We start from the raw sequence: 25,046 nt of genomic DNA on the forward strand, positions 1-25,046 counted from the left end.
TACGCTCACTGTCATGATCGAGCCGCGGCCCAACGACCCCAAGGACCCGACGGACCGGAAGAAGTCGAAGCACCCCAACGACCCGAAGGGCCCGAAGGACCCGCAGGGTTTCCAGGGGTTGTCGACCGAGCTGACCGCCCGCGTCCCGCAACTGCTGGAGGCCATGCGTTCCGTCGGCACCGGGCTCGAACTGCACTCCACCCTCGACCGGATCTGCGAGACCGCCGCCGAACTCGCCGACGCCCGCTACGCCGCCATCGGTGTGGTCGACGAGGAGGGCGGCGGCCTGTCCGACTTCGTGACCCACGGGGTGCCCGACGAGATCGCGCGTGCGATCGGCCGCCGCCCCGACGGCCACGCGGGGCTGCTCGGCGCGCTCATCCACCACCCCGAGGCCATGCGGCTCGCCGATCTGACGGCGGATCCGCGCGCGGCGGGGTTCCCGGCCGGCCACCCCCTGATGCGTACCTTCCTCGGCGTACCCATCCGCGTCCAGGGCGAGATCTTCGGCAACCTCTACCTGACGGAGAAGCGGGACGGGGCCGAGTTCACCGACGACGACCTGCACATGGTGCGGGTGCTGGCCACCGAGGCGGGGATCGCCATCGGCAACGCCCGCCTCTACGAGGCGGCGCGCCAGCGCGAACGGTGGATCGACGGCTCGGTGGCCGTCACCACGGCCCTGCTCTCCGGCGGCGACGCCGACGAGGCCCTCTCCGTCGTCGCCGAACAGGCCCGCAGGCTCGCCGACGCGTCCGCCGGGGTCGTGCTGCTGCCGGCCGCCGACGGCAGCGGCGGTCTGGAGATCGTCGCCGTCTCCGCCGACGACCCGTCCACGGCGCTGGGCGTCGTCATCCCGCCGGAGAGCCCGGTCGTCGAGCGGCTGCTGGCCGGTGAACCGGTGTTCGTCGCGGACGCGGCTACCGACCCGCGCATGATCACCGGACTCGCGCGGCTGTACGGGCCCAGCATGATGCTGCCGCTCCACAGCGGCGGACGGGTCCTCGGCGCGCTGGCCACCCCGCGCGCCCCGGGCGCCCGCCAGTTCACCGAGATGGAACGCACCCTGGCCACGCAGTTCGCCTCCCAGGCCGCACTGGCGCTGATCATGGCCGAGGCGCAGCGCGACCGGGAGCGCCTGGCGGTGTACGAGGACCGGGACCGGATCGCGCGCGATCTGCACGACCTGGTCATCCAGCGGCTGTTCGCCACCGGCATGATGCTGGAGAGCGCCCAGCGCAAGAACCTCGCCCCCGCCGTCCAGGACGGCGTGGAACGGGCGGTCGACGAACTGGACGTCACCATCCAGGAGATCCGCACCGCCGTCTTCGCGCTCCAGCAGGGCCCGGCCGAGGTGCCGTCGGGCCTGCGCACCCGGGTGCTGCGGGAGATCAACATGGCGGCCGTGCCCCTGGGGTTCACGCCCGCGCACCGGTTCGCCGGCCCCGTCGACACGGTGGTCGACGAGCTGACCGGCAAGAACCTCGTGGCGGCGCTGCGGGAGGCGCTGTCCAACGCCTTCCGGCACGCCCACGCGCAGCGGATCGAGGTCGTCGTGGACGCCACGGCGACGCTCCCCGACGGCAGCGCGGGCGTACGGCTGACCGTCGCGGACGACGGCGTGGGCCTCCCGGAGGGCGGCCGGCGCAGCGGTCTGCGCAACCTCGCGCGGCGGGCCGAGTCACTGGGCGGGTCCAGCCGGTGCGGGCCCGGCATCGGCGAGGACGGCGGCGGTACGACGCTGGTCTGGGAAGCGCCACTGCGGGCACCCTCGCGGGGGCGTCCGTAGGCCGGTCGGCGGAACCGGGATGCGCCGGACGGCGGTACGACACCGCTGGGGTGCCGGACTTCGGGCGCGCCCGGCGCCACCATCCCAGGATGGTGCTCGTGGCGCTGGCCGTCCTGCTCGCCCTGCTCCCCCAGCCCCCGGCGGCCGCCGCCGACGGGCCGGGCGGCGCGGCCGCCGAGGTGGCGCGGCTGTACGACGAGGCCGCGCGGGCCACCGAGACGTACGAACGGGGCCGGCGCGCGGCCGCCACGCAGCGTGCGCTGGCCGGCCGGCTCCAGCGTGAGCTGGTCGCGAAGCGGCGCGAGCTGGCCGTCCTGAACGACCGGATGGGGGAGGTGGCGCGGGCCCAGTACCGGGCCGGCGGCTCCGCCGGACTCGCGGCGCGGCTGCTGCTGGGCGACGACGCCGACGGCGTGATGCGGGCGGAGCGGCTCGCCCGGCAGGCGGACCGGGCGGTGAACCGTCTCATGGAGCGCACGGGCGAGGCGGAGCGGCGTCTGGCGCGCGCCGAGGGGGAGGCCCGGTCCGCGTGGCACGACCTGGACGCCCGCCGCGAGCGGCTGGCGGCGCTCCGGCGGGGCATCGCGCTCCGGCTGGAGCGGGCCCAGTGGCGGCTCCAGGCGGAGGCGGACCGGAAGGTGGCCGCGGGCCGGTGCGGGAGCGCGGCGGTGCCTGGCGCGGGTGGGGGCGTCGTGGAGCATGCGGTGGCGGGGCTCGGGGTGGTTCCGCGGGTGGGGAGTGCCGCCGGGGCACAGACCGGAGCCGCGGCGGCCGTCCGGGGCGGCGGGACCGACGGGCTGCGCGCCAACGCCGACGCCGACGCCGTCACCGGCGCCGCGGGCGTGGGCGCCGGAAGCCGGACCGGCGCGGTACACGGTGGACCGCGCCGGCCCGCGGCAGGAGCGGCGCGCGCGTGGGTGGCGCCGGTGGAGGAGTACGTGTTGTCCGCCGGCTTCCACCGGGCGGGGGCGCACTGGGCGCGCCGGCACACGGGCCAGGACTTCGCGGTGCCCGTGGGCACTTTGGTGCGGGCCGTCGGTGCGGGCCGGGTGCAGTCGGTCGCCTGCGGTGGCGCGTTCGGGATCGAGGTGGTGGTGCGGCACGCGGGCGGCTGGTACTCGCAGTACGCGCACCTCGCCGCGCCCCGGGTGTCCCCGGGGCAGCCGGTCGCGGCCGGGCAGCCGATCGGGTGGTCCGGGAACACCGGCAACTCGACGGGGCCGCACCTGCACTTCGAGATCCGCCTCACCCCGCACATGGGCGCCGCCGTCGACCCCGTGCGCTGGCTGCGCGAGCACGGGGTGCGGCTCCCGGCGTCCCGGTGAGCGGTCAGGCGGTCGCGTCGAGCAGGTCCTCGATGACGCGGGCCACGCCGTCATCGTTGTTGGCGACGGTGCGGCCGGAGGCGGCGGCGACCACGTCGGGGTGGGCGTTGCCCATCGCGTACGAGCGGCCTGCCCAGGACAGCATCTCGATGTCGTTCGGCATGTCCCCGAACGCCACGACCTCGTCGGCGGAGATGCCGCGCTCGGCGCAGCACAGGGCGAGGGTGCTGGCCTTGGACACGCCGAGGCCGCTGATCTCCAGCAGCGCGCTGGGGCTGGAGCGGGTGATGCTCGCCCGGTCGCCGGCGGCCGTGCGGGCCAGGGTGAGGAAGCCGTCGGGCGTCAGGTCGGTGTGGTGGGCGAGCAGCTTGAGCACGGGGGCGCCGGATCCGGGCTCGTCCTCGTGCAGGATCTTCTCTGCGGGGGCGATCGTGGCGGACGGGTCGAGCCAGAAGGGCGGGTAGTCGGGCTCGAAGTGGAAGCCGGTCGTGAGCTCGACGGCGAAGTTGGTGCCGGGTGCCTCGCGGCGGAGGGTCCGGACGACGTCGAGAGCGGTCGTCCGCTCCAGGGGCCGGACCTCCAGGAGCCTGCCGCCGGAGTGCAGGTCCACGACGGCCGCGCCGTTGGCGCAGATGGCCAGGCCGTGGCCCTGAACGTGGTCGCTGACGACACCCATCCAGCGGGCGGGGCGACCGGTGACGAAGAAGACCTCGATCCCGGCCTCCTCGGCGGCGGCGAGCGCCGCGATCGTCCGGTGGGAGACCGATTTGTCGTCGCGCAGGAGCGTTCCGTCCAGGTCGGTGGCGATCAGCCGGGGACGTCCTTGTGCCGTGGGCCGGGGGCGGGGAGAGGTCGCTGAGGTCACGGCCCCATTGTCCCGTACGCGGGTGCACGGGCGTGCGGATAGCTGCACATCTGAGCCCTGGGGTGTTGCAGGTGGGACACCGTAGGCTCGAAGTATGCGTCTGAGCACAGTGATACTCCCTACCCGTCGCTGGTCCGATGGTGGCCGCGAAGCGTGGCTCCGGGCCGAGCGGCTGGGCTTCCACACCGCGTACACCTATGACCACCTGTCGTGGCGCGAGCCGTTCCGGGACGGGCCGTGGTTCGGCGCGATTCCGACGCTGACGGCGGCGGCCACGGCGACGGAGCGGCTCCGGCTGGGCACCCTGGTGACCTCGCCGAACTTCCGGCATCCGGTCACGCTCGCCAAGGAGCTGATCTCGCTGGACGACGTGTCGGGCGGCCGGATCACGCTCGGCATCGGCGCGGGCGGCAACGGCTTCGACGCGACGGCGCTGGGCCAGGAGGCGTGGACGCCACGGGAGCGGGCGGACCGGTTCGCCGAGTTCGTACCGCTGTTGGACCGGTTGCTGACGGAGGAGTCGGTGACCTTCGAGGGGTCGTTCTACTCGGCGGGAGAGGCGCGGAACGTCCCGGGGTGCGTCCAGCGGCCGAGGCTGCCGTTCGCGGTCGCCGCGACGGGGCCGCGCGGGCTGAGGCTGGCGGCGCGGCACGGGCAGGCGTGGGTGACGACCGGGGACCCGAAGCTGTTCGGGACGGGGACGCCGGAGGAGTCGCGTGCGGCTCTGCGCGGCCAGCTGGAGAAGCTCGGCAAGGCGTGCGCGGACGCCGGGCGGGACGTGGCGGAGCTGGACAAGGTCCTGCTGGCGGGCTTCACCCCGGACCGCCCGCTGGAGTCCTTCGACGCCTTCGTCGACTTCGCGGGCCGCCATGCCGAGCTGGGCTTCACGGAGATCGTGGTCCACGCGCCGATCGCGGATTCGATGTTCGCCGCCGACGAGAAGGTGTACGAGCGGATCGCCACGGAGGCGCTCGCCCAGCTGCGCTGACGTGGGCGGACTCGTCCGGCGCGGGTCGCCGCCGGTGGCTCCCGGACGCGCCCGGTCGCGCTCAGTCCGGGAACCGGAGGTAGGCGGGCGGTACGGCGTCGGTGAGCCAGACCCCGTTGGCGCTGACGTGGAAGACGTGGCCGTCCCGGTGCATGGCCGCGGCGTCCACGGACAGCACGACGGGCCGGCCCCGGCGGGCGCCGACCCGGGTCGCGGTCTCGCGGTCGGGCGAGAGGTGGACGTGGTGGCGGGCCATCGGGCGCAGCCCCTCGGTACGGATCGCGTCCAGCGCGCGGCCGGTGGTGCCGTGGTAGAGGTACGCGGGCGGCACGGCCGTCGGCAGGTCCAGGTCGACGTCCACGGTGTGGCCCTGGTTGGCGCGGATCCGCTCGCCGTCGATCGTGAAGCGCCGCTTGTCGTTGACGGCCACGACGTGCTCCAGCTCGGCGCGGCTGATGCGCACGCCGTGCTCGGCGGCCGCCCGCAGCAGGTCGTCGATGGCGACCCAGCCGTTCGGATCGAGGACCAGCCCGATCCGCTCGGGCTGGTGGCGCAAGTGTTTCGAGAGGTACTTCGACACCTTCACGGTGCGTCTGTCGTCCATGGTGTTCACACCGGTCAGCGTGGCAGGCGTCACGGTCGCCCGGCCACAGAAATTTTCGCTCGTAGGTTTGATCCACAAACAACTCGCCTTATGCACAAGCCATTTGACGAATCTGTGGACAACGGCCTAGTCATTTCAGCCACTTTGGCCAAATCTCATCCGATCAGGGCTGTTTATGGAGAGCGCGTCCAAGGTCCGTGCCTGCACTTCCCGTTCGGCGGCCGCGGCGATGAACGCGGACGTGTTCCGTTCCCCAACGAGCCGCGAAACGGCCCGGATCGTCGAGGCGGGCAGGGCCACGGTCTGGTGCTCCGGGTCCGGCACGGGCGGGCCGTTCGGCGACAGGTGCTGTTGGAGGTGGCGCGAAGCCAACATGCGCATCGCGCGCGCCAGTTCGGCGTCCACCGTCTGCTGGGCGAGGGGGCGGAGGCGCCGCACCAGGGACGCCGCCTCGGTCGCGTCGGCGTCCGTGGGCGGCCGGTGGTCGAGGTACCGGGCGAAGACGTGCTCCGTGGTGAACTCCAGGAAACGGTGGGCTATGTGCTCCACCTGCGCCCGAAGCTCCCGCAGATGACTCGCGATTGCCAGCAGGGGCACGCCGGCCGCGTACAACTCGGCGGCCACCGCCAGCTCTTGCGGGCTCGGCACCAGGAACTCGTCGTCCCGTCCCGGAATCCGCTCCAATACGCCGAGCTCGAGCGCCTCCTCCACCGCTTCCTCGTCCGGGGTCCCGCCGAAGGCGGCGTCCAGGTCCGCCCGGGTGATCCGGTCGGCCTCCTCGTCCGTCCACGGGCCGTCCACCTCGGCCACCAGTCCCAGGACGCCGCCCAGCCCCCGGCCGGAGTCCCAGGCCTCCAGGAGCTCCTTGATGGACGCCAGGGTGTAGCCGCGGTCCAGCAGGTCGGCGATCCGGCGCAGCCGGGCCAGGTGGGTCTCCCCGTACACATTGGCCCGGCCGCGCCGCTCGGGCTTCGGCAGCAGGCCCCGGTCCTGGTAGGCGCGGATGGTCCGGACCGTGGCTCCGCTGTGGTGCGCCAGGTCCTCGATCCGGTACTCGGCCGCCGCCGTCCGTGCCGCCCGCTCGTCCACGCCCGCTCCCTGTTCCCCGTCCCCCGCCGTTACCCGGGACCGCCCTGCGACGGATGGTACGACCGCGACCGCCGGAACCCGGTCCGCGGTCCGGTCCGCAGTCCGGTCCCGAACCCGGTCCGCAGTCCGGTCCCGAACCCGGTCACAGCTTCGCCTCCAGCCGGGCGAGCGCCCGCAGCGCCCCCGGCGCGAACCGCGACAGCAGCCGCGCACCATGGGCCTCCGGTGTCACCGGGACCACCGCCTCGTTCCGCACGACCGCCCGCAGGATCGCGTCGGCGACCTTCTCCGGCGGGTAGTTGCGCAGTCCGTAGAGCCGGGCGGTCTTCTTCTGCCGGCGCTTCTCCTCGTCCGCGGACACCCCGGCGAAGCGGGCGGTGGAGGTGATGTTGGTGTTCACGATGCCCGGGCACACGGCGGTGACCCCGATGCCCCGGCCGGCCAGCTCGGCGCGCAGGCACTCACTGAGCATGAGGACCGCCGCCTTGGACGTGCTGTACGCGGGCAGCATCCGGGAGGGCTGGAACGCGGCCGCCGAGGCGGTGTTCACGATGTGCCCGCCCTGCCCGCGCTCGGCCATGCGCCGCCCGAAGATCCGGCAGCCGTGGATGACGCCCCAGAGGTTGACGTCGAGGACCTTCCGCCAGTCGTCGCTCGTGGTGTCGAGGAAGGCCCCGGACAGCCCGATCCCGGCGTTGTTGACCAGCACGTCCACCGTGCCGTACTCGGCGGACACCTTGTCGGCGAGCTTCTCCACGGCCTGCTCGTCGCTGACGTCCACCGCCTCGCCCCAGGAGTCCGGAGCGCCGACCAGCCGGGCCATCGCGGCCGTCCGGGCGGCACCCTCCGCGTCCCGGTCCACCGCCACCACCCGCGCGCCCGCCTCGGCGAACGCGAACGCCGTGGCCCGCCCGATACCGCTGGCGGCTCCCGTGACCAGGACCAGCTGGCCGCCGAACCGGTCCGCGTACCGCCGGCCCGCCGCCACCGGGGCCGCGACCTCGCCACCCCGTTCCTCGTGCGCCGTCACGAACTCGGTGATCCACGCCGCCAGCTGGTCCGGCCGGGTGCGCGGCACCCAGTGCTTGGCCGGCAGCGTCCGGCGCACCAACTGCGGCGCCCACTCGCCGAGATCGTCGTAGAGCCGTTCCGACAGGAAGGCGTCACCGGTGGGCGTGATCAGCTGCACGGGCGCGTGGGCGTACGCGTCGGAGCGCGGGCGCCGCAGCCGCGCGCGGACGTTGTCCCGGTACAGCCAGGCGCCGTGGGCGGCGTCCGACGGCAGGGAGGCGGTCGGGTAGCCGTCGGCCGGGACCCCCTCCATGCGCCGTACGAGACCGGGCCACCGCTTGCCGAGCGGGCCGCGCCAGGCCAGCTCCGGCAGGACCGGGGTGTGCAGCGCGTACACGTACCAGGACCGGGCGCCCTGGCCGAGCAGCTGGCCCACCCGGCGGGGGGTGGGGCGGGTCGTGCGCCGTTTGATCCAGTGCCCGAAGTGATCCAGCGACGGCCCGGACATCGACGTGAAGGAGGCGATCCGCCCCTCGGTGCGCCGGACCGTGACGAACTCCCACGCCTGCACCGACCCCCAGTCGTGTCCCACCAGGTGCACCGGCTCGTCCGGGCTGACCGCGTCCGCCACGGCCAGGAAGTCGTCGGTCAGCTTCTCCAGCGTGAACCCGCCGCGCAGCGGCCGCGGCGCCGTCGACCTGCCGTGCCCGCGCACGTCGTACAGCACCACGTGGAAGTGCTCGGCGAGCCGCCCGGCGACCTCGGACCACACCTCCTTGGAGTCCGGGTACCCGTGTACGAGCACCACCGTGGGCCGGGCCGCGTCGCCCAGCTCGGCCACGCACAGCTCGATCCCGCCCGTACGCACCCAGCGCTCCCGCGCGTCCCGGAGGACACCCCCGGAGCGGCCCTCAAGACGTCCCTCGCGACTCACGCTTCCTCCGCCCAGCGCCGCACGTGCGGCAGATCGTCGTCCAGCCAGAACGCGCTCTGTCCGGGGTCCCTGGAGTCGGTGACGACCAGCAGCTCCTCGAACTTCGCGCCCGTGCCCCTGAAACCGATGTGCGGCTCGACCGCCCACAACCCGGGCCGCGGGGGATGGTCGGAGAACCGGTACGGGGACCACAACGGCGACCAGCCCTCGCGGTGGCCGTGGAGGGCGTCGCTCGCGAGACCCTTCAGCGCCTGCGTACCGAACCCGAAGAGCGTCGGGTTCCAGCGGCGCTCCCTGACCCGGTCGACCTTGTGGGCGATGACGCCGAACGGATACGCGCGGTGCCGGTTGGCGTACCCCTGCCGGACCATCAGCCGGTCCACGTCCTCGTAGATCTCCCGCAGCGGGCGCCGCTCCCGCGCCTCGCGCAGGATCAGCTCGCGGTGCTCGCGCAGGTCGGAGAGCAGCTTGTCGTGCAGGGGGTTGAGCCCGAGGCAGCCCGAATACCCGATGTCGGCGGTGAAGCCCCCGTACACCGGGGCCATGTCGAGGATGAACGGCATCCCCGCCTCCAGCCGCCGGTTCGTCGGGAAGAACTGGAGCGGTATCCGGAAGTCCACGAACGCGGTGCGGTCGCCGAACCAGGCGAACGGCAGGTGGAACCAGTCCCGCACACCCCGCTCGCGCAGCCACTCGCGCTGCATCCGCGCCGCCTCGCGCTCCGTCACGCCCGGCTTGAGCTGCGCGGCGACGGCCTCGGCGCATTCGTACGCCAGGCGCTGTACCCGCCGGAACCCGTCCAGCCGCGCGTCCCGCTCCGCGAAGTCCGACGCCCGTGATGTCGCAGGGGAAACCAAGGCCATGCCAACCCGCCCGTCCGTCCGTGTGCCGTACGCGGTCGTAACTTGACACTGATGAATGTGACAATGCCCGGCGGCTGCGTCAAGGGGCGTGCACCGCCTGTGGAAAACCCCGACCGCGCCGGCCCGTGCGGTGCCGCGCCCCTACGGGCGCGTACGCCTTGAGTCGGACACCGATCCAGCCGCCTGGTCTGACGACCGCTGTGGTCTGCGCCACTACCGTCGACGACGTGACTGTGATCGCGACCGAAAGCCTCAGCAAGCGGTTCCCCCGGGTGACCGCTCTCGACCGGCTCTCCCTGGACATCGGGCCCGGTGTGACCGGACTTGTGGGTGCCAACGGAGCCGGCAAGTCCACCATGATCAAGATCCTGCTGGGTCTGTCCCCCGCCACCGAGGGCCGCGCCGAGGTCCTCGGCCTCGACGTCGCCACCAGCGGCGCCGCCATCCGCGAGCGGGTCGGCTACATGCCCGAGCACGACTGCCTGCCGCCCGACGTCTCGGCCACCGAGTTCGTCGTCCACATGGCCCGCATGTCCGGCCTGCCGCCCACCGCCGCCCGCGAGCGCACCGCCGACACCCTGCGCCACGTCGGGCTGTACGAGGAGCGGTACCGCCCCATCGGCGGCTACTCGACCGGCATGAAGCAGCGCGTGAAACTCGCCCAGGCACTGGTCCACGACCCGCGGCTGGTCCTCCTCGACGAGCCGACGAACGGCCTCGACCCGGTCGGCCGCGACGAGATGCTGGGCCTGATCCGCCGCGTCTACACCGACTTCGGCATCTCGGTCCTGGTCACGTCCCACCTGCTGGGCGAACTCGAACGCACCTGTGACCACGTCGTCGTGATCGACGGCGGCAAGCTCCTGCGCTCCAGCTCCACCAGCGACTTCACCCAGGTCACCACCACCCTCGCCGTGGAGGTCACCGACACCGACGCGCACCCCGACGGCACGGCGGCCCTCCGCGAGGCCCTCACGGCGGCCGGAGTCACCTTCCACGCGCGCGTGGAGGACGGCATGCCCGGCGCCGGCCACGTCCTGTTGCTGGAGGCGACCGGCGAGGAGACGTACGACCTCGTGCGCGACACCGTCGCCGAACTCGGCCTCGGCCTGGTCCGGATGGAACAGCGCCGCCACCACATCGCCGAGGTCTTCCGCCCCGGCACGGAAGCCGCCACGAGCCGGCCGCAGGAGGTGCCGACCCGATGAGCACGCCCACCACGCGCACCGAGACGCGGATCCACAACATCGGCTACCGCGACTACGACGGGCCCCGCCTCGGCCGGGCCTACGCCCGCCGCTCGCTGTTCTCGCAGTCGCTGCGCGGCGCCTACGGACTGGGCCGCAGCGCCAAGTCCAAGGTGCTGCCGATGATCCTCTTCGCGGTGATGTGCGTCCCCGCCCTGATCGTCGTCGCGGTGGCGGTGGCCACCAAGATGAAGGACCTGCCGCTGGACTACACCGGGTACGCGATCTTCACCCAGGCCGTCATCGGCCTGTTCCTCGCCTCCCAGGCACCCCAGTCCGTCTCGCGCGACCTCCGCTTCAAGACCGTGCCGCTGTACTTCTCCCGCCCCATCGAGCACGTCGACTACGTCGTCGCCAAGTACGGCGCGATGGCCTCGGCGCTGTTCATCCTGACCGCCTCGCCGCTGCTCATCCTCTACATCGGATCGCTGCTCGCGAAGATGGACTTCGCCGACCAGACGCAAGGCTTCGGACAGGGGCTGGTCTCCGTGGCACTGCTGTCGCTGCTCTTCGGCGGGATCGGCCTGGTCCTCGCCGCGCTCACTCCGCGCCGCGGCTTCGGGGTCGCGGCGGTCATCGCCGCCCTCACCATCTCCTACGGAGCCGTCACCACGCTCCAGGCCATCGCCTGGAACACCGACTCGCTGGACGCCGTCCCGTGGCTCGGCCTGTTCTCGCCCATCACCCTCGTCGACGGCGTGCAGACCGCCTTCCTGGGGGCCTCGTCCTCCTTCCCCGCCGAGGCCGGACCGGGCGCCGGACAGGGAGTCGTCTACCTGCTGGTCGTCCTCGCCCTCATCGCGGGCTCCTACGCCGTCCTGCTGCGCCGCTACCGAAAGGTCGGGCTGTGACCGCCCTCCCGTCGCCCACCACCACCCTTCAAAGGAATGGGCTTCGCCCATGAGCACTCTTTCCATCGACCACGTCTCACGGTGGTTCGGCAACGTCGTGGCCGTCAACGACGTCACCATGTCCATCGGCCCCGGAGTGACCGGACTGCTCGGCCCCAACGGCGCCGGAAAGTCCACCCTGATCAACATGATGGGCGGGTTCCTCGCCCCCTCCTCCGGTTCCGTGACCCTCGACGGGCAGCCGATCTGGCGCAACGAGTCGGTCTACCGCCGCATCGGCGTGGTGCCCGAACGGGAGGCGATGTACGACTTCCTCACCGGCCGCGAGTTCGTCGTCGCCAACGCCGAACTCCACGGCCTGGGCGCCGCCGAGGCCCAGAAGGCCCTGGCCACCGTGGAGATGGAGTACGCCCAGGACCGCAAGATCGCCACCTACAGCAAGGGCATGCGGCAGCGCGTGAAGATGGCCTCGGCCCTGGTCCACGAACCGTCCGTGCTGCTGCTGGACGAGCCGTTCAACGGCATGGACCCGCGCCAGCGCATGCAGCTGATGGACCTGCTGCGGCGGATGGGCTCCGAGGGCCGCACCGTCCTGTTCTCCTCCCACATCCTGGAGGAGGTCGAGCAACTCGCCTCCCACATCGAGGTGATCGTCGCCGGCCGGCACGCGGCCAGCGGCGACTTCCGCCGCATCCGGCGCCTGATGACCGACCGGCCGCACCGCTACCTCGTACGGTCCAGCGACGACCGCGCCCTGGCCGCCGCGCTGATCGCCGACCCGTCGACCGCCGGCATCGACGTGGACGTCACGGAGGGCGCCCTGCGCATCCAGGCGGTGGACTTCGCGCGCTTCACCGAACTGCTCCCGAAGGTCGCCCGCGCGCACTCCATCCGGCTGCTCACGGTCTCGCCCTCGGACGAGTCCCTCGAGTCGGTCTTCTCGTACCTCGTCGCGGCCTGAAGGGAGCCTCACGACCATGTACAACCCCACAGTCGCCCGGCTCACCTACCGGGCCCTGCTCGGCCGCCGCCGGGCCGCGATCCTCTTCGTCCTGCCCGGCCTCCTGCTGCTCATCGCGGCCGCCGTACGGGCCTTCAACGGCGCCGACGACCAGATCGCCGCCGACGTCCTCGGCGGGTTCGCGCTCGCCACGATGGTGCCGCTGATCGGAGTCATCGCCGGCACGGGCGCCATCGCGCCCGAGATCGACGACGGCTCGATCGTCTACCTGCTGGCCAAGCCGGTGAAACGACCGACGATCATCTTCACCAAGCTGATCGTGGCCATCGCCGTGACCATGGTCTTCTCGGCGGTGCCCACCTTCCTCGCCGGAATGATCCTCAACGGCAACGGCCAGCAGGTGGCGGTCGCCCACACCGTCGCCGCGCTCGTCGCCTCGATCGCCTACAGCGCGCTGTTCCTGCTGCTCGGCACGGTCAGCCGCCACGCGGTCGTCATCGGGCTCGTCTACGCCCTGGTGTGGGAGGCCGTGTTCGGCAGCCTCATCGCGGGCGCCAAGACCCTGAGCGTCCAGCAGTGGGCGCTCGCCGTCGCCGAGAAGGTCACGGGAGACGGGCTGGTCGCCTCGGACGTCGGCCTGCCGGCCGCGGTGGCGCTGCTGGCGGGCGTGACGGTGGCGGCCACCTGGTTCGCCGGCCACAAGCTGCGGACGCTGACGCTGGCGGGCGACGAGTAGCCACGCGCGCGTACGCACCCGGGGCCCGCACGCGCGCGTGCGGGGCCCCGAGCCGCGACGGGTCCGGGCCCCCGCCCAGCCTCCCCGCGTTCACACCGGCCTGACGCGCCGGTCGGGCACACTTGCCGTACGGAGGAGGCAGCCATGGCCGCAGACCATGAGGACCGCGACGGCTCCTGGGACGACGTCGAACTGGACCAGGACTTCATACGCTCCGCCGAGGCCACCGAGCCGTCCGCCCGGGCCCGGATGCTCGCCGCGCGCTGGCGCGGCCGCCCGCCCGAGCCCCAGCCCTGGCGCTCCGACGAACCCCCGGCGGGCTGGTTCTTCAGCCGGGCCCGCCGGCGAGGACGGCGCCGCCGCAAGAAGGACGGCGACGACACGCCCTGAGCGCGGGCGCCCTGAACCCGGCTGCCCCTGAGCGCGGGCGCCCCTGGACCCGGGTGCCCCCGGACCTGGGCGCCCTGAAAACCCGGGCGTCCCTACCGCGCCCCGACCCGGACCCTGCGGTCGCGCGCCGCCAGCAGGCCCGTCACCAGTGCCGCCGCGCAGACGCACAGGACCAGCGCGATCGGCACCGTCCAGCCGCCCGTCGCCTCGTGGACCGCGCCGGCCGCGAGCGGCCCGGCGGCCGCCAGCAGGTACCCGACCGTCTGCGCCATCCCCGACAGCCGCGAGGCGGTCACCGCGTCCCCGCTGCGCAGCACGATCAGCGTCAGCGCCAGGCCCACGGCCCCGCCCTGGCCGACCCCGAGCACCGCCGCCCACAGCCAGGCCCCCGACACCGGCTCCACCATCAGCCCCGCGTACCCCACCGCCACCAGGGACGTCACCAGCGCGACCAGCGGTCGCTGGCTCCGCATCCGGCCGGCCAGCAGCGGCACCAGGAACGCGCCCGCGACCTGGACGAGGTTGTTGAACGCGAACACGACCCCCGCCGTCGACCGGCTCATCCCGTGGTCGGTGAGGATCGTCGGCATCCAGGCGATCAGGACGTACGACCAGAGGGACTGCAGGCCCATGAACAGGGTGACCTGCCACGCCAGCGCCGAACGCCAGACACCGCGCACCGGGCCCGCCGGGGCTGCCGCCACCCGCACCTCCCGGCCCGTACGCCCGCGGGCGATCAGGACCTGCGGCAGCCACACCGCCGCCGCCACCGCCGCGAGCAGCGACCAGAACGCCAGCGACGCCTCCCAACTGCCCCCGAACGCCCGCTCCAACGGCACCGACGCCGCCGCCACCACCGTCGCACCCGCGATCATCGCGCCCGTGTAGACGGACGTCATCGACGCGGCCCGGTCCGGGAAGTCCCGTTTGATCAGGCCCGGCATGAGGACGTTGAGCAGGGCGATCGCCGTGCCCACCAGGACGCCTCCGCCGTACAGCGCGTAGAGGGAGGGCAGTACGCGTACGAGGATGCCGGCGGCCAGCAGCAACAGGGCTCCGAGCAGCACCTGTTCGGTGCCCAGCCGCCGCCCCAGCCACGGCGCCACCGCCGCGCCCACGCCGAGGAACAGCACCGGGACCGACGTGATCAGCGAGGTCGCCGTCGATGACAGCCCGAAGGCGGCGCTGATCTCCCCGGCCAGCGGCGACACGCTCGCCAGCGCCGCCCGCATGTTCAGCGAGGCGAGCACGATGCCGGCGAGCAGCAGCACCGGGTGGGCGAGCAACGCCCTCCGCGCGGCGGCGCCCCGGGGTGAGGGCAGGGCGTCGGCCTCCGCGTCCAGGAGGAGCGGACGGACGGATTCCGGGCGTGCCACGTGCACAGCACCTTTCACGACGACGACATACGTACGGGGGGAGGTTCAGCGGGTCGCGACGATCGAGCGGACCGTCTCCAGCGGCACGCGCAGCAGTTCGCGCACCGCCGCCCCGGCCGCGTCCGGTTGCCCCGCCTCGATCGCCGCGACCAGCGCCTCATGCGCGTCCAGATCGATGGCGGGCATCTCGTGGTCGCCCAGCGACTCGACGAGGCTCTCGTGGACCTGCGCGGAGAAGAACCGGTACACCTCGGTGAACGCGGCGTTGTGCGTGGCCTCGACGACCGCCCGGTGGAAGGCCAGGTCGGCGTCGGCGGCCCGGTCGCCCTCCTCGCGCAGGGTGGTGAGCGCGGCGCGCAGCCGCAGCAGGTCGTGGGTGTCGCGCCGGGCGGCCGCGAGCCGTGCCGCCTCCGTCTCCAGGGCGATCCGCAGCTCCAGGACGTCCAGGGCGCCGGCGGCCCGGACGGTGCGCAGCACGGCGGCGGCGTCGGCGGTGGAGCGTACGAACGTGCCGTTGCCCTGCCGGGACTCCAGTAGACCGGCGTGGACGAGGACGCGGACGGCCTCGCGGACGGTGTTGCGGCCGACGCCGAGCTGCCCGGCGAGCTCGTGCTCGGTGGGGATGCGGTCGCCGACGGTCCACTCGCCGCCGGCGAGCTGGGCGCGGAGCTGGTCCACGACGGCGTCGACGAGGGAGGTCCGCCCCGCGGCTTTCAGTGCCATCCGTCCCCTACCCCACTCACTCATTCGCCCGGTTGCCCAGTCATCCTACAACTTGCCTCCGGGATTACTGTGGGCACAGCCGCACTCACTCACACCCTGGGGAGCAAGCCATGTCAGACCGCTTCGACGTCGTCGTACTCGGAGCAGGCCCCGGCGGATACGTCGCCGCCATCCGCGCCGCCCAGCTGGGCAAGCGCGTCGCGGTGGTCGAGGAGAAGTACTGGGGCGGTGTCTGCCTGAACGTCGGCTGCATCCCCACCAAGGCACTGCTGCGCAACGCCGAACTCGCCCACCTCTTCACCCACGAGGCGAAGACCTACGGCATCAAGGTCGACGGGGAGGTCTCCTTCGACTACGGCGAGGCGTTCCGGCGCAGCCGCACGGTCGCGGACGGCCGCGTCAAGGGCGTCCACTTCCTGATGAAGAAGAACAAGATCACCGAGTTCACGGGTCGCGGCACCTTCGTGGACGCCAACACGCTCGAGGTCGCGCTGTCCGACGGCGGTTCGACGACCGTCTCGTTCGACCACTGCATCATCGCGACCGGCGCGACGCCCAAGCTGCTGCCCGGCACGCGGCGCAGCGAGCGCGTCGTCACCTATGAGGAGCAGATCCTCGCGGGCGAGCTGCCGCGCTCGATCGTGATCGCCGGCGCCGGCGCGATCGGCATCGAGTTCGCGTACGTGCTGCACAACTACGGCGTGAAGGTCACCATCGTCGAGTTCCTCGACCGGATCGCGCCGCTGGAGGACAAGGACGTCTCGGCGGAGCTGGCGAAGCAGTACCGCAAGCTCGGCATCGACGTGCTGACCTCGACGCGCGTCGAGTCGATCGACGAGTCCGGTGAGCAGGTGAGGGTGGCCGTGACCGGCAAGGACGGCAAGCAGCAGGTGCTGGAGGCCGACAAGGTGCTCCAGGCGATCGGCTTCGCGCCGAACGTCGAGGGGTACGGCCTGGAGAACACCGGCGTGAAGCTCACCGAGCGCGGCGCGATCGACGTCGACGGACGGTCGCGGACGTCGGTGCCGCACATCTACGCGATCGGTGACGTGACCGCGAAGCTGATGCTCGCGCACACCGCCGAGGCGATGGGCGTGGTGGCCGCCGAGACGCTCGCGGGTGCCGAGACCATGGAGCTCGACTACCCGATGATCCCGCGCGCCACGTACTGCCAGCCGCAGATCGCCAGCTTCGGCTGGACGGAGGAGCAGGCGCGGGAGAAGGGCTTCGACGTCAAGGTCGCGAAGTTCCCCTTCATGGCGAACGGCAAGGCGCACGGGCTGGGTGACACGACCGGGTTCGTGAAGCTGATCAGCGACGCGAAGTACGGCGAGATCATCGGCGCGCACCTGATCGGGCCGGACGTCACGGAGCTGCTGCCGGAACTGACGCTGGCGCAGCAGTGGGACCTCACGGTGCACGAGGTGGCGCGGAACGTGCACGCGCACCCCACGCTGGGCGAGGCCGTCAAGGAGGCCGTGCACGGGCTCGCGGGCCACATGATCAACTTCTGAGCGGTACGGCACGGAGCGGTACGGGCCGTGCGGCGCGGCGCACCGGTAATCCGGTGGCGCGGCGCCGTGCGTCCGGGGGACATTGGTGGGGCGGCGCTCGCACGGGGGACGGCGCCGGGGGTGGCCGCTTCGAGCGCGCGTCTCGCGTACGCGCGGGCCGCCCCCGGCGCGGTGCGGCGCCGCGTCTTCGCGCGGGTGCGCCGCTGTGCCCACCCGTGCCGCCCCTGGCGGCACGATTGCCCACAGCGGCGGGCCGTTCGGCGGCACGATTGCCCACAGCGGCGGCGGGAGGGCGGGTTACCCGCGCAGCAGGTCCTCCAGGACGACCGCGATGCCGTCCGATTCGTTGGAGGCCGTGATCTCGTGGGCGACGGCCTTGAGGTCGTCGTGGGCGTTGGCCATGGCGACGCCGTGCCGGGCCCAGGCGAACATGGGGATGTCGTTGGGCATGTCGCCGAACGCGATCGTGTCCGTCGCCCTGGCGCCCAGCCGGCGGGCGGCCAGGGACAGGCCCGTCGCCTTGCTGAGGCCGAGCGGCAGGATCTCCACGACACCGGCGCCCGCCATCACCACGTCCACGAGGCCGCCGACCGTCCGGCGGGCGGCCAGGGCGAGGGCGTCGTCGTCCAGTTCGGGGTGCTGGATGTAGACCTTGTTGAGCGGGGCGGACCACAGGTCGGCCGGGTCCTCGTAGGGGAGGTACGGCAGCGGGCCTTCCTGGACCCGGTAGCCGGGGCCGACCAGGACCTCGCCGTCGAGGCCGTCACGGCTGGCGGCCAGCGCCAGCGGGCCGACCTCGGCCTCCAGCTTGGACAGGGCGAGGCCCGCGAGCTGGCGGTCCAGGGTCACCGACGTCAGCAGCCGGTGCTCGCCCGCGTGGTAGACCTGCGCGCCCTGGCCGCAGACGGCGAGGCCGTCGTAGCCGAGGTCGTCGAGGATGTGGCGGGTCCAGGGGACGGCGCGGCCGGTGACGACGATGTGCGCGGCGCCCGCCGCCGTCGCGGCGGCGAGCGCGTCACGCGTGCGCTGCGAGACCGTCCCGTCGGCGCGCAGCAGCGTGCCGTCGAGGTCGGTCGCGATCAGCTTGTACGGGAACGGGGTCACTTGGCGACCGGCTCCAGGACTTCCCGGCCACCGAGGTACGGGCGCAGCACCGGCGGCACGTGCACCGAGCCGTCGGCCTGCTGGTGGTTCTCCAGGAGGGCGACGATCGTGCGCGGCACCGCGCACAGCGTGCCGTTGAGGGTGGCGAGCGGCTGGACCTTCTTGCCGTCGCGCATCCGCACCGACAGCCGCCGCGCCTGGAAGCTGTCGCAGTTCGAGGCGGACGTCAGCTCGCGGTACTTGCCCTGCGTCGGGATCCAGGCCTCGCAGTCGTACTTGCGCGAGGCGGAGGCGCCCAGGTCACCGGTGGCCACGTCGATCACCTGGAACGGCAGCTCCAGGGACGTCAGCCACTGCTTCTCCCAGTCGAGCAGCCGCTTGTGCTCGGCCTCGGCGTCCTCGGGGGCCACGTACGAGAACATCTCCACCTTGTCGAACTGGTGGACCCGGAAGATGCCCCGGGTGTCCTTGCCGTACGTGCCGGCCTCGCGGCGGTAGCACGGTGAGAAGCCGGCGTAGCGCAGCGGCAGCTTGTCCGCGTCGAGGATCTCGTCCATGTGGTACGCGGCCAGCGGCACCTCGGACGTACCGACCAGGTAGTAGTCGTCCTTCTCCAGGTGGTACACGTTCTCGGCGGCCTGGCCGAGGAAGCCGGTGCCCTCCATGGCGCGCGGGCGGACCAGCGTGGGCGTCAGCATCGGGACGAACCCGGCCTCCGTCGCCTGGGCGATCGCGGCGTTGACCAGCGCGAGCTCCAGCAGCGCGCCGACGCCCGTCAGGTAGTAGAAGCGCGAGCCGGACACCTTGGCGGCGCGCTCGACGTCGATGGCGCCCAGCGCCTCGCCGAGTTCGAGGTGGTCCTTGGGCTCGAAGCCCTCGGCGCCGAAGTCACGGACGGTGCCGTGCGTCTCCAGGACGACGAAGTCCTCCTCGCCGCCCACCGGCACGTCGCCGTGGACGATGTTGCCGAGCCGCATCAGCAGCTGCTTGGTCTCCTCATCCGCCTCGTGCTGGGCGGCGTCGGCGGCCTTGACGTCGGTCTTCAGCTGCTCGGCCTTCCGCAGCAGCTCCGCGCGCTCCTCCGGGGAGGCCTTGGGGATCAGCTTGCCGAGCGCCTTCTGCTCGGAGCGGAGTTCGTCGAAGCGGACGCCGGACGACCTGCGCCGCTCATCGGCGGAGAGCAGGGCGTCGACGAGGCCGACGTCCTCTCCACGGGCGCGCTGGGAGGCGCGAACACGGTCGGGGTCCTCACGGAGCAGGCGAAGGTCAATCACCCCACCAGGCTACCGGTGCGGGGTTGTGCCGACCCAGCCGATATGCCGGGCGCGGTAAGCCGTGTCGCTTTGACCGTAATGCCGGAATTGCTCTTTGGAGGCGCTCCGGGAAAAGGGCCGGGAATTCCCGGCACCCACCGGCGCCCACCGGTGCCCGCCCCGGCGCCTGCCCCGGCACCCGTCCCGGCGCCGGTCCGGCACCGGCCCCGGTGTCGGGACGGTGTTGTCCACAGGGGCCTCGTCGCCTCCGGGGTTATCCACAGGCTGTGCGCTTCTCTTGTGGATCGTGGAATTGATCATTCCGAATGCCGAATCATCACCCTGGATTCCCCGGCCAAACCCGGAGCACACGCTCTTTCGGGTGGGAAATTCTCGCTCCAAAGAGTTGTTCGGCGGAATTGAGGTGACATCGAGGTGACGTGGCCGTGCTGCCGCACTCGACCCCACATGGGGTGACGGTGGTGATATGTCGACCCTGTCCGGTTGTGTTGTCGACTTGTCCCCAGGTCGAGAAGCCGCCCTGTGGATAACTCGCACGCCACTGTGGATGCCGCCGACCGGTCAGGCGCGACGGGTCAGGCACGACGGATCAGGCCCGGCGGCTCAGGCCCGGCCGTCCTGGCAGCGGGCCAGCCAGTCGGACGCCGCCGTGAAGGATTCGTCCGACGTCCCCGGCCGCAGCGCCGTCACGTCGTCGGCCGTCGCACCCGCCCTCGGGTACGAGCCGAGGAACCGGACGTTCGCGCAGATCCGCTTCAGGCCCATCAGCGCCTCGCCGACCCGCCGGTCCGCGATGTGGCCCTCGGCGTCGATCGCGAAGCAGTAGTTGCCGATCCCCGCGCCCGTCGGCCGGGACTGGAGCAGCATCAGGTTCACCCCGCGCGCCGCGAACTCCTGGAGCAGCTCCAGCAGCGCACCCGGATGGTCCTCGCGCTGCCAGATGACCACCGACGTCTTGTCCGCCCCCGTCGGTGCGGCCGGCCGCGCCGGGCGGCCCACCAGCACGAACCGCGTCTCCGCGTTCTCCGCGTCGTGGATCTCGGTGACCAGCGCCTCCAGGCCGTACGTCACCGCCGCGAACTCGCCCGCGAACGCCGCGTCGTAACGGCCCTCCTGCACCAGCCGCGCACCGTCCGCGTTGGAGGCGGCCGACTCCCACACCGCCTCGGGCAGGTTCGCCCGCAGCCAGTTGCGCACCTGCGGCTGGGCCACCGGGTGGCCCGTGACCGTCTTGACGTCCGACAGCTTGGTGCCCGGCCGCACCAGCAGCGCGAACGCGATCGGCAGCAGCACCTCGCGGTAGATCATCAGCGGCCGGCCGGACGCCAGCTCGTCGAGGGTCGCCGTCACACCGCCCTCCACCGAGTTCTCGATCGGTACGAGCGCGGCGGCGGCCTCACCGTTGCGCACGGCGTCCAGCGCCGCGGGCACGGAGACCATCGGCACCAGCTCCCGCGTGGCGGCTTCGGGGAGCGTACGCAGGGCGGCCTCCGTGAAGGTGCCCTCGGGACCGAGATATGTGAAGCGAGTGGCCGACATACCGGTCACCCTAATGCGCCACGTCCGCCCATGGCCCCGCCTCCCGACAACCACCGGCTTGACCTTCGGCCCTGCGCCGCTCCCGGCCGCCCGCCGAGCCTGGCCCCTGCCGCCCCCGCGCAACCCCGCCCCTCCGGGGTCACGCCTCCAGCAGCCGCTGTCCCACGTACTCGCCCTCGCCCGGCCCGCCCGGCACCGCGAACAGGGCGCTGGCCTCGTGCCGGATGAACGGCGACAGCGCGTCCCCCCGGTCCAGCTTCCGCTGCACCGGCACGAAGCCGCGGTGCGGGTCGGCCTGCCAGGCGATGAACAGCAGCCCCGCGTCCGGCGTTCCGTCCGCCGCGATCCCGTCGTGGTACGAGAACGGGCGCCGCAGCATCGCCGCCCCGCCGTTCTGCTCCGGCGCCGAGATCCGGGCGTGCGCGTTGTCGGGGACGACGAGCTTCCCGTCCGGCCCCGTCCGGTCCAGGTCGATCGCCGACGTCTCACCGCCGCCCGTCAGCGGCGCGCCGTCCGACTTGCGGCGGCCGATGACCCGCTCCTGCTGCTTCAGCGGCAGCTTCTCCCAGTCGTCCAGCAGCATCCGGATGCGGCGGACGACCGCGTACGAACCGCCGGCCATCCACGGCTGTTCACCGCCGGCCGCCACGAAGATCCGCTCGTCGAAGTCGGGTTCGGACGGCTTCGGATTGCGCGAGCCGTCGACCTGGCCCATCAGGTTGCGGGCCGTCATCGGCCGCGCGGTGGCGCCCGGCGAGCGGTTGAAGCCGTTCATCTGCCAGCGCGGCCGGGCGGCGGCGCCCGCCTCCTTCTGCACGGCGCGCAGCGCGTGGAAGGCGACGAGCGCGTCATCGGCGCCGATCTGCACCCACAGGTCACCGCCCGACCGCCGCGGGTCCAGCCGGTCGGACGAGAAGGCGGGCAGCGGGTCCAGCTCCCCGGGCCGCCGTGCCACCAGTCCCGTCCGGTCGAAGAACGAGGCACCGAAGCCGAATGTGACGGTCAGGGACGAGGGCCCCGCGTCCAGCGCGACCCCGGTGTCCCCGTCGCCCACCGGCTCGCCCGCCATCAGGGCCGCCGCCACCGTGGACCAGCGGCGCATCAGGGCGATGGCCTCCTTGCGTCCGGCGCCCGGCGCCAGGTCGAAGGCCATCAGGTGGCCGCGCGCCTGCAACGGTTGGAGGATGCCCGCCTGGTGGGCGCCGTGGAAGGGCACGGTGTTCCGGCCGACGCTCGCCAGCGCCGTCCCGGCCGGCTCGGCCGGCCCGGCGGTGGCCGCGTACGCCGCGGCGCCCCCGGCCGCGCCCAGTGCCAGCCCGGTCGCGCCGGCCGCGCCGACGGTTCCGAGCAGTCTGCGCCGGGAGATGTCGAGGTTCTCGGTGCTCACGTTCAGCCGATCTTCACGTTCTTGTCGATGGTGGTCTGGTCGATGTCGGACGTCCGGACGGTCACCTGGAGCGTCCACTCGCCCGGCATCGGGAGCTGCGTGCGGGCCGACGACCAGTGTCCGGCCGTGACCCGGTCCGGTGTGACGGGCAGCGGCCCGATCTGCTGGGACTCCAGGGTGAAGGACACCTTCAGCTCGGGCACGTCCATGGGCTTGCCGTTCGCCCCGGTCACGAACACGTGCATCGCGTTCCTGCCGGAGCGGCCCGGGTCGAGGGTGAGCCGCACCGTCCCCTTGCCGTTCACGGCGCCACCGGTGTCGAAGGGCATGGTCAGGTCGAGCGGCCGGTCCGGCACGGCGGCCTGGGCCGCGGATGCCTGCGTACGGCCCGCCTCCTCCTCGGTACGCCCCGGTTCGGTCGTCGTCAGCACGGTCGTCACGGCCAGCAGCACCACCGCCACGCCCGCCTCGGCGAGCACCGACCGGCGCAGCCCGGCCCGCCCGGGGTCGGCGTCGCGGGCGCGCCTGGCGCGGGCGGTGGCGAGGGCGGCCCGCTGGCGGGCGAGCTGCGCGGCGCGCTCCCGCGGTACGCCGGCGGGCACGGTCACCGGCTCGCCGGCACCCCCGTCCCCGTCCCCGTCCCCGTCCCCGTCCCCCGGCTCCTCCGCCGACGCACCCCCGTCCCCGTCCACGTCCGTGGCCGTCTCCCGATCCCGGTCCCCGTCCACGTCCACGACCGTGGCCGTCTCCGCCAGTCGGGCCGTCCACCTCCGCGATATCCACGCCACCCCGACCAGGACGGCGACCAGCGCCAGCTTCAGCAGCAGCAGCCGGCCGTAGGCCGTGCCGGTCAGCGCCGACCAGGAGCCGACCTGTCGCCACGACTGGTAGACGCCGGTCACGGCCAGCACGACCACCGAGCCGAACGCGACGCGGGAGAAGCGGCGTACCGCCGTCCCCTCGATCGACGGCTCCTTGCGCAGCGCCACCAGCAGTGCGGCCAGACCGCCCAGCCAGGCGGCCATCGCCAGCAGGTGCAGGATGTCGACGGGCATCGCGAGGCCCGGCTGGAGGCCGGCCGAGGCGTGCTCGGACAGGGCCCAGGTGGCGGCGATGCCGGCCGCGACGACCGTGCCGCCGATCGCGAGCCCGAAGGTCAGGTCCTTCTTCTCGCTCTCGTCCTCCCGCCTGGTGTAGGCGCCGAAGAGCACGGCGACGAACAGCGCGGCCGCGCCCAGCAGCAGCAGACGCGAGACGAGGGCGGCACCGGTCTTGGTCTCCAGGACCGCGCCGAGCGAGTCGAGTCCGAACGCGGCCCCGGTGTACGGCGCCCGGAGCAGCAGCAGGGCGAGCGTCGCCGCCGTCAGCAGCACCCACCCGCGCACCACCAGCCGTTGCAGCGGCCGGACCGCCGCCCCGCGCGGCCAGCAGGCCAGGACGAAGGCGGCGCCACCCGCCAGCAGGACGTACCCGGCGTAGGAGAGGTAGCGGGCGATCCCGTACAGCACGCCGACCGGACCGCCGCCCGTCTCCTCCTTCGGCAGCGCGACGACCGTCCGGGACGGCGCCCCGACCGAGAAGGTGAACGCCCCGGAGATCGGGTGGCTGTCGGCGGAGACGGCCCGCCAGGCGACGGTGTACGTGCCCTTGGGGAGCCCGGCGTGGAGGTCGACGCCGTACTTGACGACCGCGCCGGCGCACAGGTCGCGCAGCTCGCCCGTGTCGGCGCGCTTGCCGCTGGGTTCGAGGACGCGGATCGCGTCCTCGCCCATGGCGACCTGCTCGGAGAAGGTGAGGGTGACACCCGTGGGGGCGGAGTCGAGCACCGCCCCGTCCTTCGGGTCGCTGCCGGTCAGCGCGGCGTGCGCGCTCGCCGTGCCGGAGAGCACGGTGCCGAGGAGCGCCGCGGTGGCCAGCGCGGTGACCAGCAGCAGCCGCAGTGCGTGAGCGGTCCCGAAGCGCGGGGCGGTGGCCGTCATGTGTGTCAGTCCCCCAACTGCCTAGTGCTTCGCCGGATTGTGCGTGGCGGCCTCCACGGGGAGGTCTACCTCGATCGGGTCCGACTTCTCGAAGTGCAGCTCTATCCGCACCTTGTCGCCCTGCTTCGGCTGCTTCTTGATCCCCATGAACATGATGTGGCTGCCGCCGCGTTCGAGCTTCAGCTCACCGTTGGCAGGGATGTCGAAGGACTTCACCTGCCGCATCTTCTGGTCCTTCGTCTCGTGGATCTGGACGTCGTCGGAGAGCGGGCTGGTGACGGAGGTGAGCTTGTCCGCCGCGTCACCGGTGTTGGTGACGGTCATGAAGCCGCCCGCCATGTCGCCCACCGGCTGCGGCATGAAGGCCCCGCCGACCTTCAGCTCCGGTTCGGCGGCGGATCCGGAGTCGGAGTCGCCGGAGGAGCACCCGCCGAGCGCCATGGTCCCGGCGAGGGCCACGGCGGCGGACAGGGCGGTGAGGGTGGTGCGGGTGTGGC

22 protein-coding genes are annotated in these 25,046 nt (G+C 72.9%); 9 read left to right on the forward strand and 13 right to left on the reverse strand.

Annotated features, from left to right (window positions below; translation table 11 throughout):
• The first annotated feature begins 13 nt into the window (after positions 1–13).
• Positions 14–1,789 carry a sensor histidine kinase gene (locus EIZ62_RS16370; protein ID WP_156693407.1) on the forward strand — a complete coding sequence of 592 codons (1,776 nt, stop codon included), beginning with the start codon at positions 14–16 and terminating at the stop codon, positions 1,787–1,789.
• Between the two features lie 89 nt (positions 1,790–1,878).
• Positions 1,879–3,114 (forward strand): peptidoglycan DD-metalloendopeptidase family protein, encoded by a 1,236-nt coding sequence (locus tag EIZ62_RS16375; protein ID WP_244375740.1) that lies wholly within the window; start codon positions 1,879–1,881, stop codon positions 3,112–3,114.
• A gap of 4 nt (positions 3,115–3,118) precedes the next feature.
• Here EIZ62_RS16375 and EIZ62_RS16380 read toward each other — a convergent pair whose 3' ends face one another.
• Complete coding sequence (locus EIZ62_RS16380) at positions 3,119–3,979, reverse strand: Cof-type HAD-IIB family hydrolase (RefSeq protein ID WP_156693408.1); 861 nt, start codon at positions 3,977–3,979, stop codon at positions 3,119–3,121.
• Between the two features lie 94 nt (positions 3,980–4,073).
• On the opposite strand from EIZ62_RS16380, the gene EIZ62_RS16385 reads away from it, so the two are divergent.
• Positions 4,074–4,967, forward strand: a complete 894-nt coding sequence (locus EIZ62_RS16385) for an LLM class flavin-dependent oxidoreductase (RefSeq protein WP_156693409.1) — start codon at positions 4,074–4,076, stop codon at positions 4,965–4,967.
• A gap of 61 nt (positions 4,968–5,028) precedes the next feature.
• On the opposite strand, the gene EIZ62_RS16390 is transcribed toward EIZ62_RS16385, so the two are convergent.
• From EIZ62_RS16390 to EIZ62_RS16405, 4 genes are all read right to left on the reverse strand, one after another.
• Entirely contained in the window at positions 5,029–5,571 is a 543-nt protein-coding gene (locus EIZ62_RS16390) for an RNA 2'-phosphotransferase (RefSeq protein WP_156693410.1), read from the reverse strand.
• Between the two features lie 135 nt (positions 5,572–5,706).
• Entirely contained in the window at positions 5,707–6,660 is a 954-nt protein-coding gene (locus EIZ62_RS16395; protein WP_156693411.1) for a MerR family transcriptional regulator, read from the reverse strand.
• Positions 6,661–6,802: 142 nt separating this feature from the next.
• A complete protein-coding gene (locus EIZ62_RS16400) occupies positions 6,803–8,605 on the reverse strand; it encodes an SDR family oxidoreductase (RefSeq protein WP_156693412.1) in 1,803 nt (600 codons plus the stop codon).
• The gene (locus EIZ62_RS16405; RefSeq protein WP_244375742.1) at positions 8,602–9,468 is read right to left on the reverse strand and encodes a M24 family metallopeptidase; all 867 of its coding nucleotides are present in this window, start codon (positions 9,466–9,468) and stop codon (positions 8,602–8,604) included. Before EIZ62_RS16405 ends, EIZ62_RS16400 begins: the two co-directional genes overlap by 4 nt.
• A gap of 227 nt (positions 9,469–9,695) precedes the next feature.
• Between EIZ62_RS16405 and EIZ62_RS16410 the strand changes: the two genes are divergently transcribed.
• The 5 genes from EIZ62_RS16410 to EIZ62_RS16430 all read left to right on the forward strand — a co-directional run bounded on the left by EIZ62_RS16410 (position 9,696) and on the right by EIZ62_RS16430 (position 13,653).
• Positions 9,696–10,676 (forward strand): ABC transporter ATP-binding protein, encoded by a 981-nt coding sequence (locus tag EIZ62_RS16410; protein WP_208827943.1) that lies wholly within the window; start codon positions 9,696–9,698, stop codon positions 10,674–10,676.
• Positions 10,673–11,566: an ABC transporter permease gene (locus tag EIZ62_RS16415; RefSeq protein WP_156693413.1), complete on the forward strand. Its 894-nt coding sequence runs from the start codon at positions 10,673–10,675 to the stop codon at positions 11,564–11,566. The genes EIZ62_RS16410 and EIZ62_RS16415 overlap by 4 nt, the downstream gene beginning before the upstream one ends.
• 49 nt (positions 11,567–11,615) lie before the next feature.
• Complete coding sequence (locus tag EIZ62_RS16420; RefSeq protein ID WP_156693414.1) at positions 11,616–12,527, forward strand: ABC transporter ATP-binding protein; 912 nt, start codon at positions 11,616–11,618, stop codon at positions 12,525–12,527.
• A 16-nt stretch (positions 12,528–12,543) separates the two neighbouring features.
• On the forward strand, positions 12,544–13,263 hold the full coding sequence (locus EIZ62_RS16425) for an ABC transporter permease (protein WP_156693415.1): 720 nt from the start codon (positions 12,544–12,546) through the stop codon (positions 13,261–13,263).
• A 144-nt stretch (positions 13,264–13,407) separates the two neighbouring features.
• Entirely contained in the window at positions 13,408–13,653 is a 246-nt protein-coding gene (locus tag EIZ62_RS16430; protein WP_156693416.1) for an SGM_3592 family protein, read from the forward strand.
• 92 nt (positions 13,654–13,745) lie between these two features.
• Here EIZ62_RS16430 and EIZ62_RS16435 read toward each other — a convergent pair whose 3' ends face one another.
• On the reverse strand, positions 13,746–15,029 hold the full coding sequence (locus tag EIZ62_RS16435) for a CynX/NimT family MFS transporter (RefSeq protein ID WP_156693417.1): 1,284 nt from the start codon (positions 15,027–15,029) through the stop codon (positions 13,746–13,748).
• 45 nt (positions 15,030–15,074) lie between these two features.
• The gene (locus EIZ62_RS16440; RefSeq protein WP_156693418.1) at positions 15,075–15,752 is read right to left on the reverse strand and encodes a FadR/GntR family transcriptional regulator; all 678 of its coding nucleotides are present in this window, start codon (positions 15,750–15,752) and stop codon (positions 15,075–15,077) included.
• 110 nt (positions 15,753–15,862) lie between these two features.
• On the opposite strand from EIZ62_RS16440, the gene lpdA reads away from it, so the two are divergent.
• Complete coding sequence (lpdA, locus tag EIZ62_RS16445) at positions 15,863–17,266, forward strand: dihydrolipoyl dehydrogenase (protein WP_156693419.1); 1,404 nt, start codon at positions 15,863–15,865, stop codon at positions 17,264–17,266.
• 297 nt (positions 17,267–17,563) lie between these two features.
• Here the strand turns inward: lpdA and EIZ62_RS16450 are convergent, their stop codons facing one another.
• From EIZ62_RS16450 to EIZ62_RS16475, 6 genes are all read right to left on the reverse strand, one after another.
• Positions 17,564–18,370: an HAD family hydrolase gene (locus tag EIZ62_RS16450; protein ID WP_156693420.1), complete on the reverse strand. Its 807-nt coding sequence runs from the start codon at positions 18,368–18,370 to the stop codon at positions 17,564–17,566.
• Positions 18,367–19,644, reverse strand: coding sequence for a serine--tRNA ligase (gene serS, locus EIZ62_RS16455; protein WP_156693421.1), 1,278 nt, complete (start codon positions 19,642–19,644; stop codon positions 18,367–18,369). Before serS ends, EIZ62_RS16450 begins: the two co-directional genes overlap by 4 nt.
• A 603-nt stretch (positions 19,645–20,247) precedes the next feature.
• Positions 20,248–21,183, reverse strand: coding sequence for a prephenate dehydratase (gene pheA, locus EIZ62_RS16460; RefSeq protein WP_156693422.1), 936 nt, complete (start codon positions 21,181–21,183; stop codon positions 20,248–20,250).
• A gap of 139 nt (positions 21,184–21,322) precedes the next feature.
• Positions 21,323–22,570, reverse strand: coding sequence for an iron uptake transporter deferrochelatase/peroxidase subunit (gene efeB / locus EIZ62_RS16465; protein ID WP_156693423.1), 1,248 nt, complete (start codon positions 22,568–22,570; stop codon positions 21,323–21,325).
• A gap of 2 nt (positions 22,571–22,572) precedes the next feature.
• The gene (locus EIZ62_RS16470; RefSeq protein WP_156693424.1) at positions 22,573–24,549 is read right to left on the reverse strand and encodes a copper resistance CopC/CopD family protein; all 1,977 of its coding nucleotides are present in this window, start codon (positions 24,547–24,549) and stop codon (positions 22,573–22,575) included.
• A 21-nt stretch (positions 24,550–24,570) separates the two neighbouring features.
• Entirely contained in the window at positions 24,571–24,990 is a 420-nt protein-coding gene (locus EIZ62_RS16475; protein ID WP_156696437.1) for a copper chaperone PCu(A)C, read from the reverse strand.
• Between the last annotated feature and the right edge of the window lie 56 nt (positions 24,991–25,046).

Origin of the sequence: Streptomyces ficellus, from assembly GCF_009739905.1 — a bacterium.
Taxonomy (GTDB): domain Bacteria; phylum Actinomycetota; class Actinomycetes; order Streptomycetales; family Streptomycetaceae; genus Streptomyces; species Streptomyces ficellus_A.

What these genes read in the sequence shown, in the direction of transcription:
- EIZ62_RS16470 (WP_156693424.1), bottom strand. Translation starts at nt 24,549, where the DNA reads ATGACGGCCACCGCCCCGCGCTTCGGGACCGCTCACGCACTGCGGCTG.
- EIZ62_RS16405 (WP_244375742.1), bottom strand. Translation starts at nt 9,468, where the DNA reads ATGGCCTTGGTTTCCCCTGCGACATCACGGGCGTCGGACTTCGCGGAG.
- lpdA (WP_156693419.1), top strand. Translation starts at nt 15,863, where the DNA reads ATGTCAGACCGCTTCGACGTCGTCGTACTCGGAGCAGGCCCCGGCGGA.
- EIZ62_RS16390 (WP_156693410.1), bottom strand. Translation starts at nt 5,571, where the DNA reads ATGGACGACAGACGCACCGTGAAGGTGTCGAAGTACCTCTCGAAACAC.
- EIZ62_RS16385 (WP_156693409.1), top strand. Translation starts at nt 4,074, where the DNA reads ATGCGTCTGAGCACAGTGATACTCCCTACCCGTCGCTGGTCCGATGGT.
- EIZ62_RS16375 (WP_244375740.1), top strand. Translation starts at nt 1,879, where the DNA reads ATGGTGCTCGTGGCGCTGGCCGTCCTGCTCGCCCTGCTCCCCCAGCCC.
- EIZ62_RS16420 (WP_156693414.1), top strand. Translation starts at nt 11,616, where the DNA reads ATGAGCACTCTTTCCATCGACCACGTCTCACGGTGGTTCGGCAACGTC.
- EIZ62_RS16430 (WP_156693416.1), top strand. Translation starts at nt 13,408, where the DNA reads ATGGCCGCAGACCATGAGGACCGCGACGGCTCCTGGGACGACGTCGAA.
- pheA (WP_156693422.1), bottom strand. Translation starts at nt 21,183, where the DNA reads ATGTCGGCCACTCGCTTCACATATCTCGGTCCCGAGGGCACCTTCACG.
- EIZ62_RS16440 (WP_156693418.1), bottom strand. Translation starts at nt 15,752, where the DNA reads ATGGCACTGAAAGCCGCGGGGCGGACCTCCCTCGTCGACGCCGTCGTG.
- EIZ62_RS16425 (WP_156693415.1), top strand. Translation starts at nt 12,544, where the DNA reads ATGTACAACCCCACAGTCGCCCGGCTCACCTACCGGGCCCTGCTCGGC.
- EIZ62_RS16415 (WP_156693413.1), top strand. Translation starts at nt 10,673, where the DNA reads ATGAGCACGCCCACCACGCGCACCGAGACGCGGATCCACAACATCGGC.
- EIZ62_RS16370 (WP_156693407.1), top strand. Translation starts at nt 14, where the DNA reads ATGATCGAGCCGCGGCCCAACGACCCCAAGGACCCGACGGACCGGAAG.
- EIZ62_RS16475 (WP_156696437.1), bottom strand. Translation starts at nt 24,990, where the DNA reads ATGGCGCTCGGCGGGTGCTCCTCCGGCGACTCCGACTCCGGATCCGCC.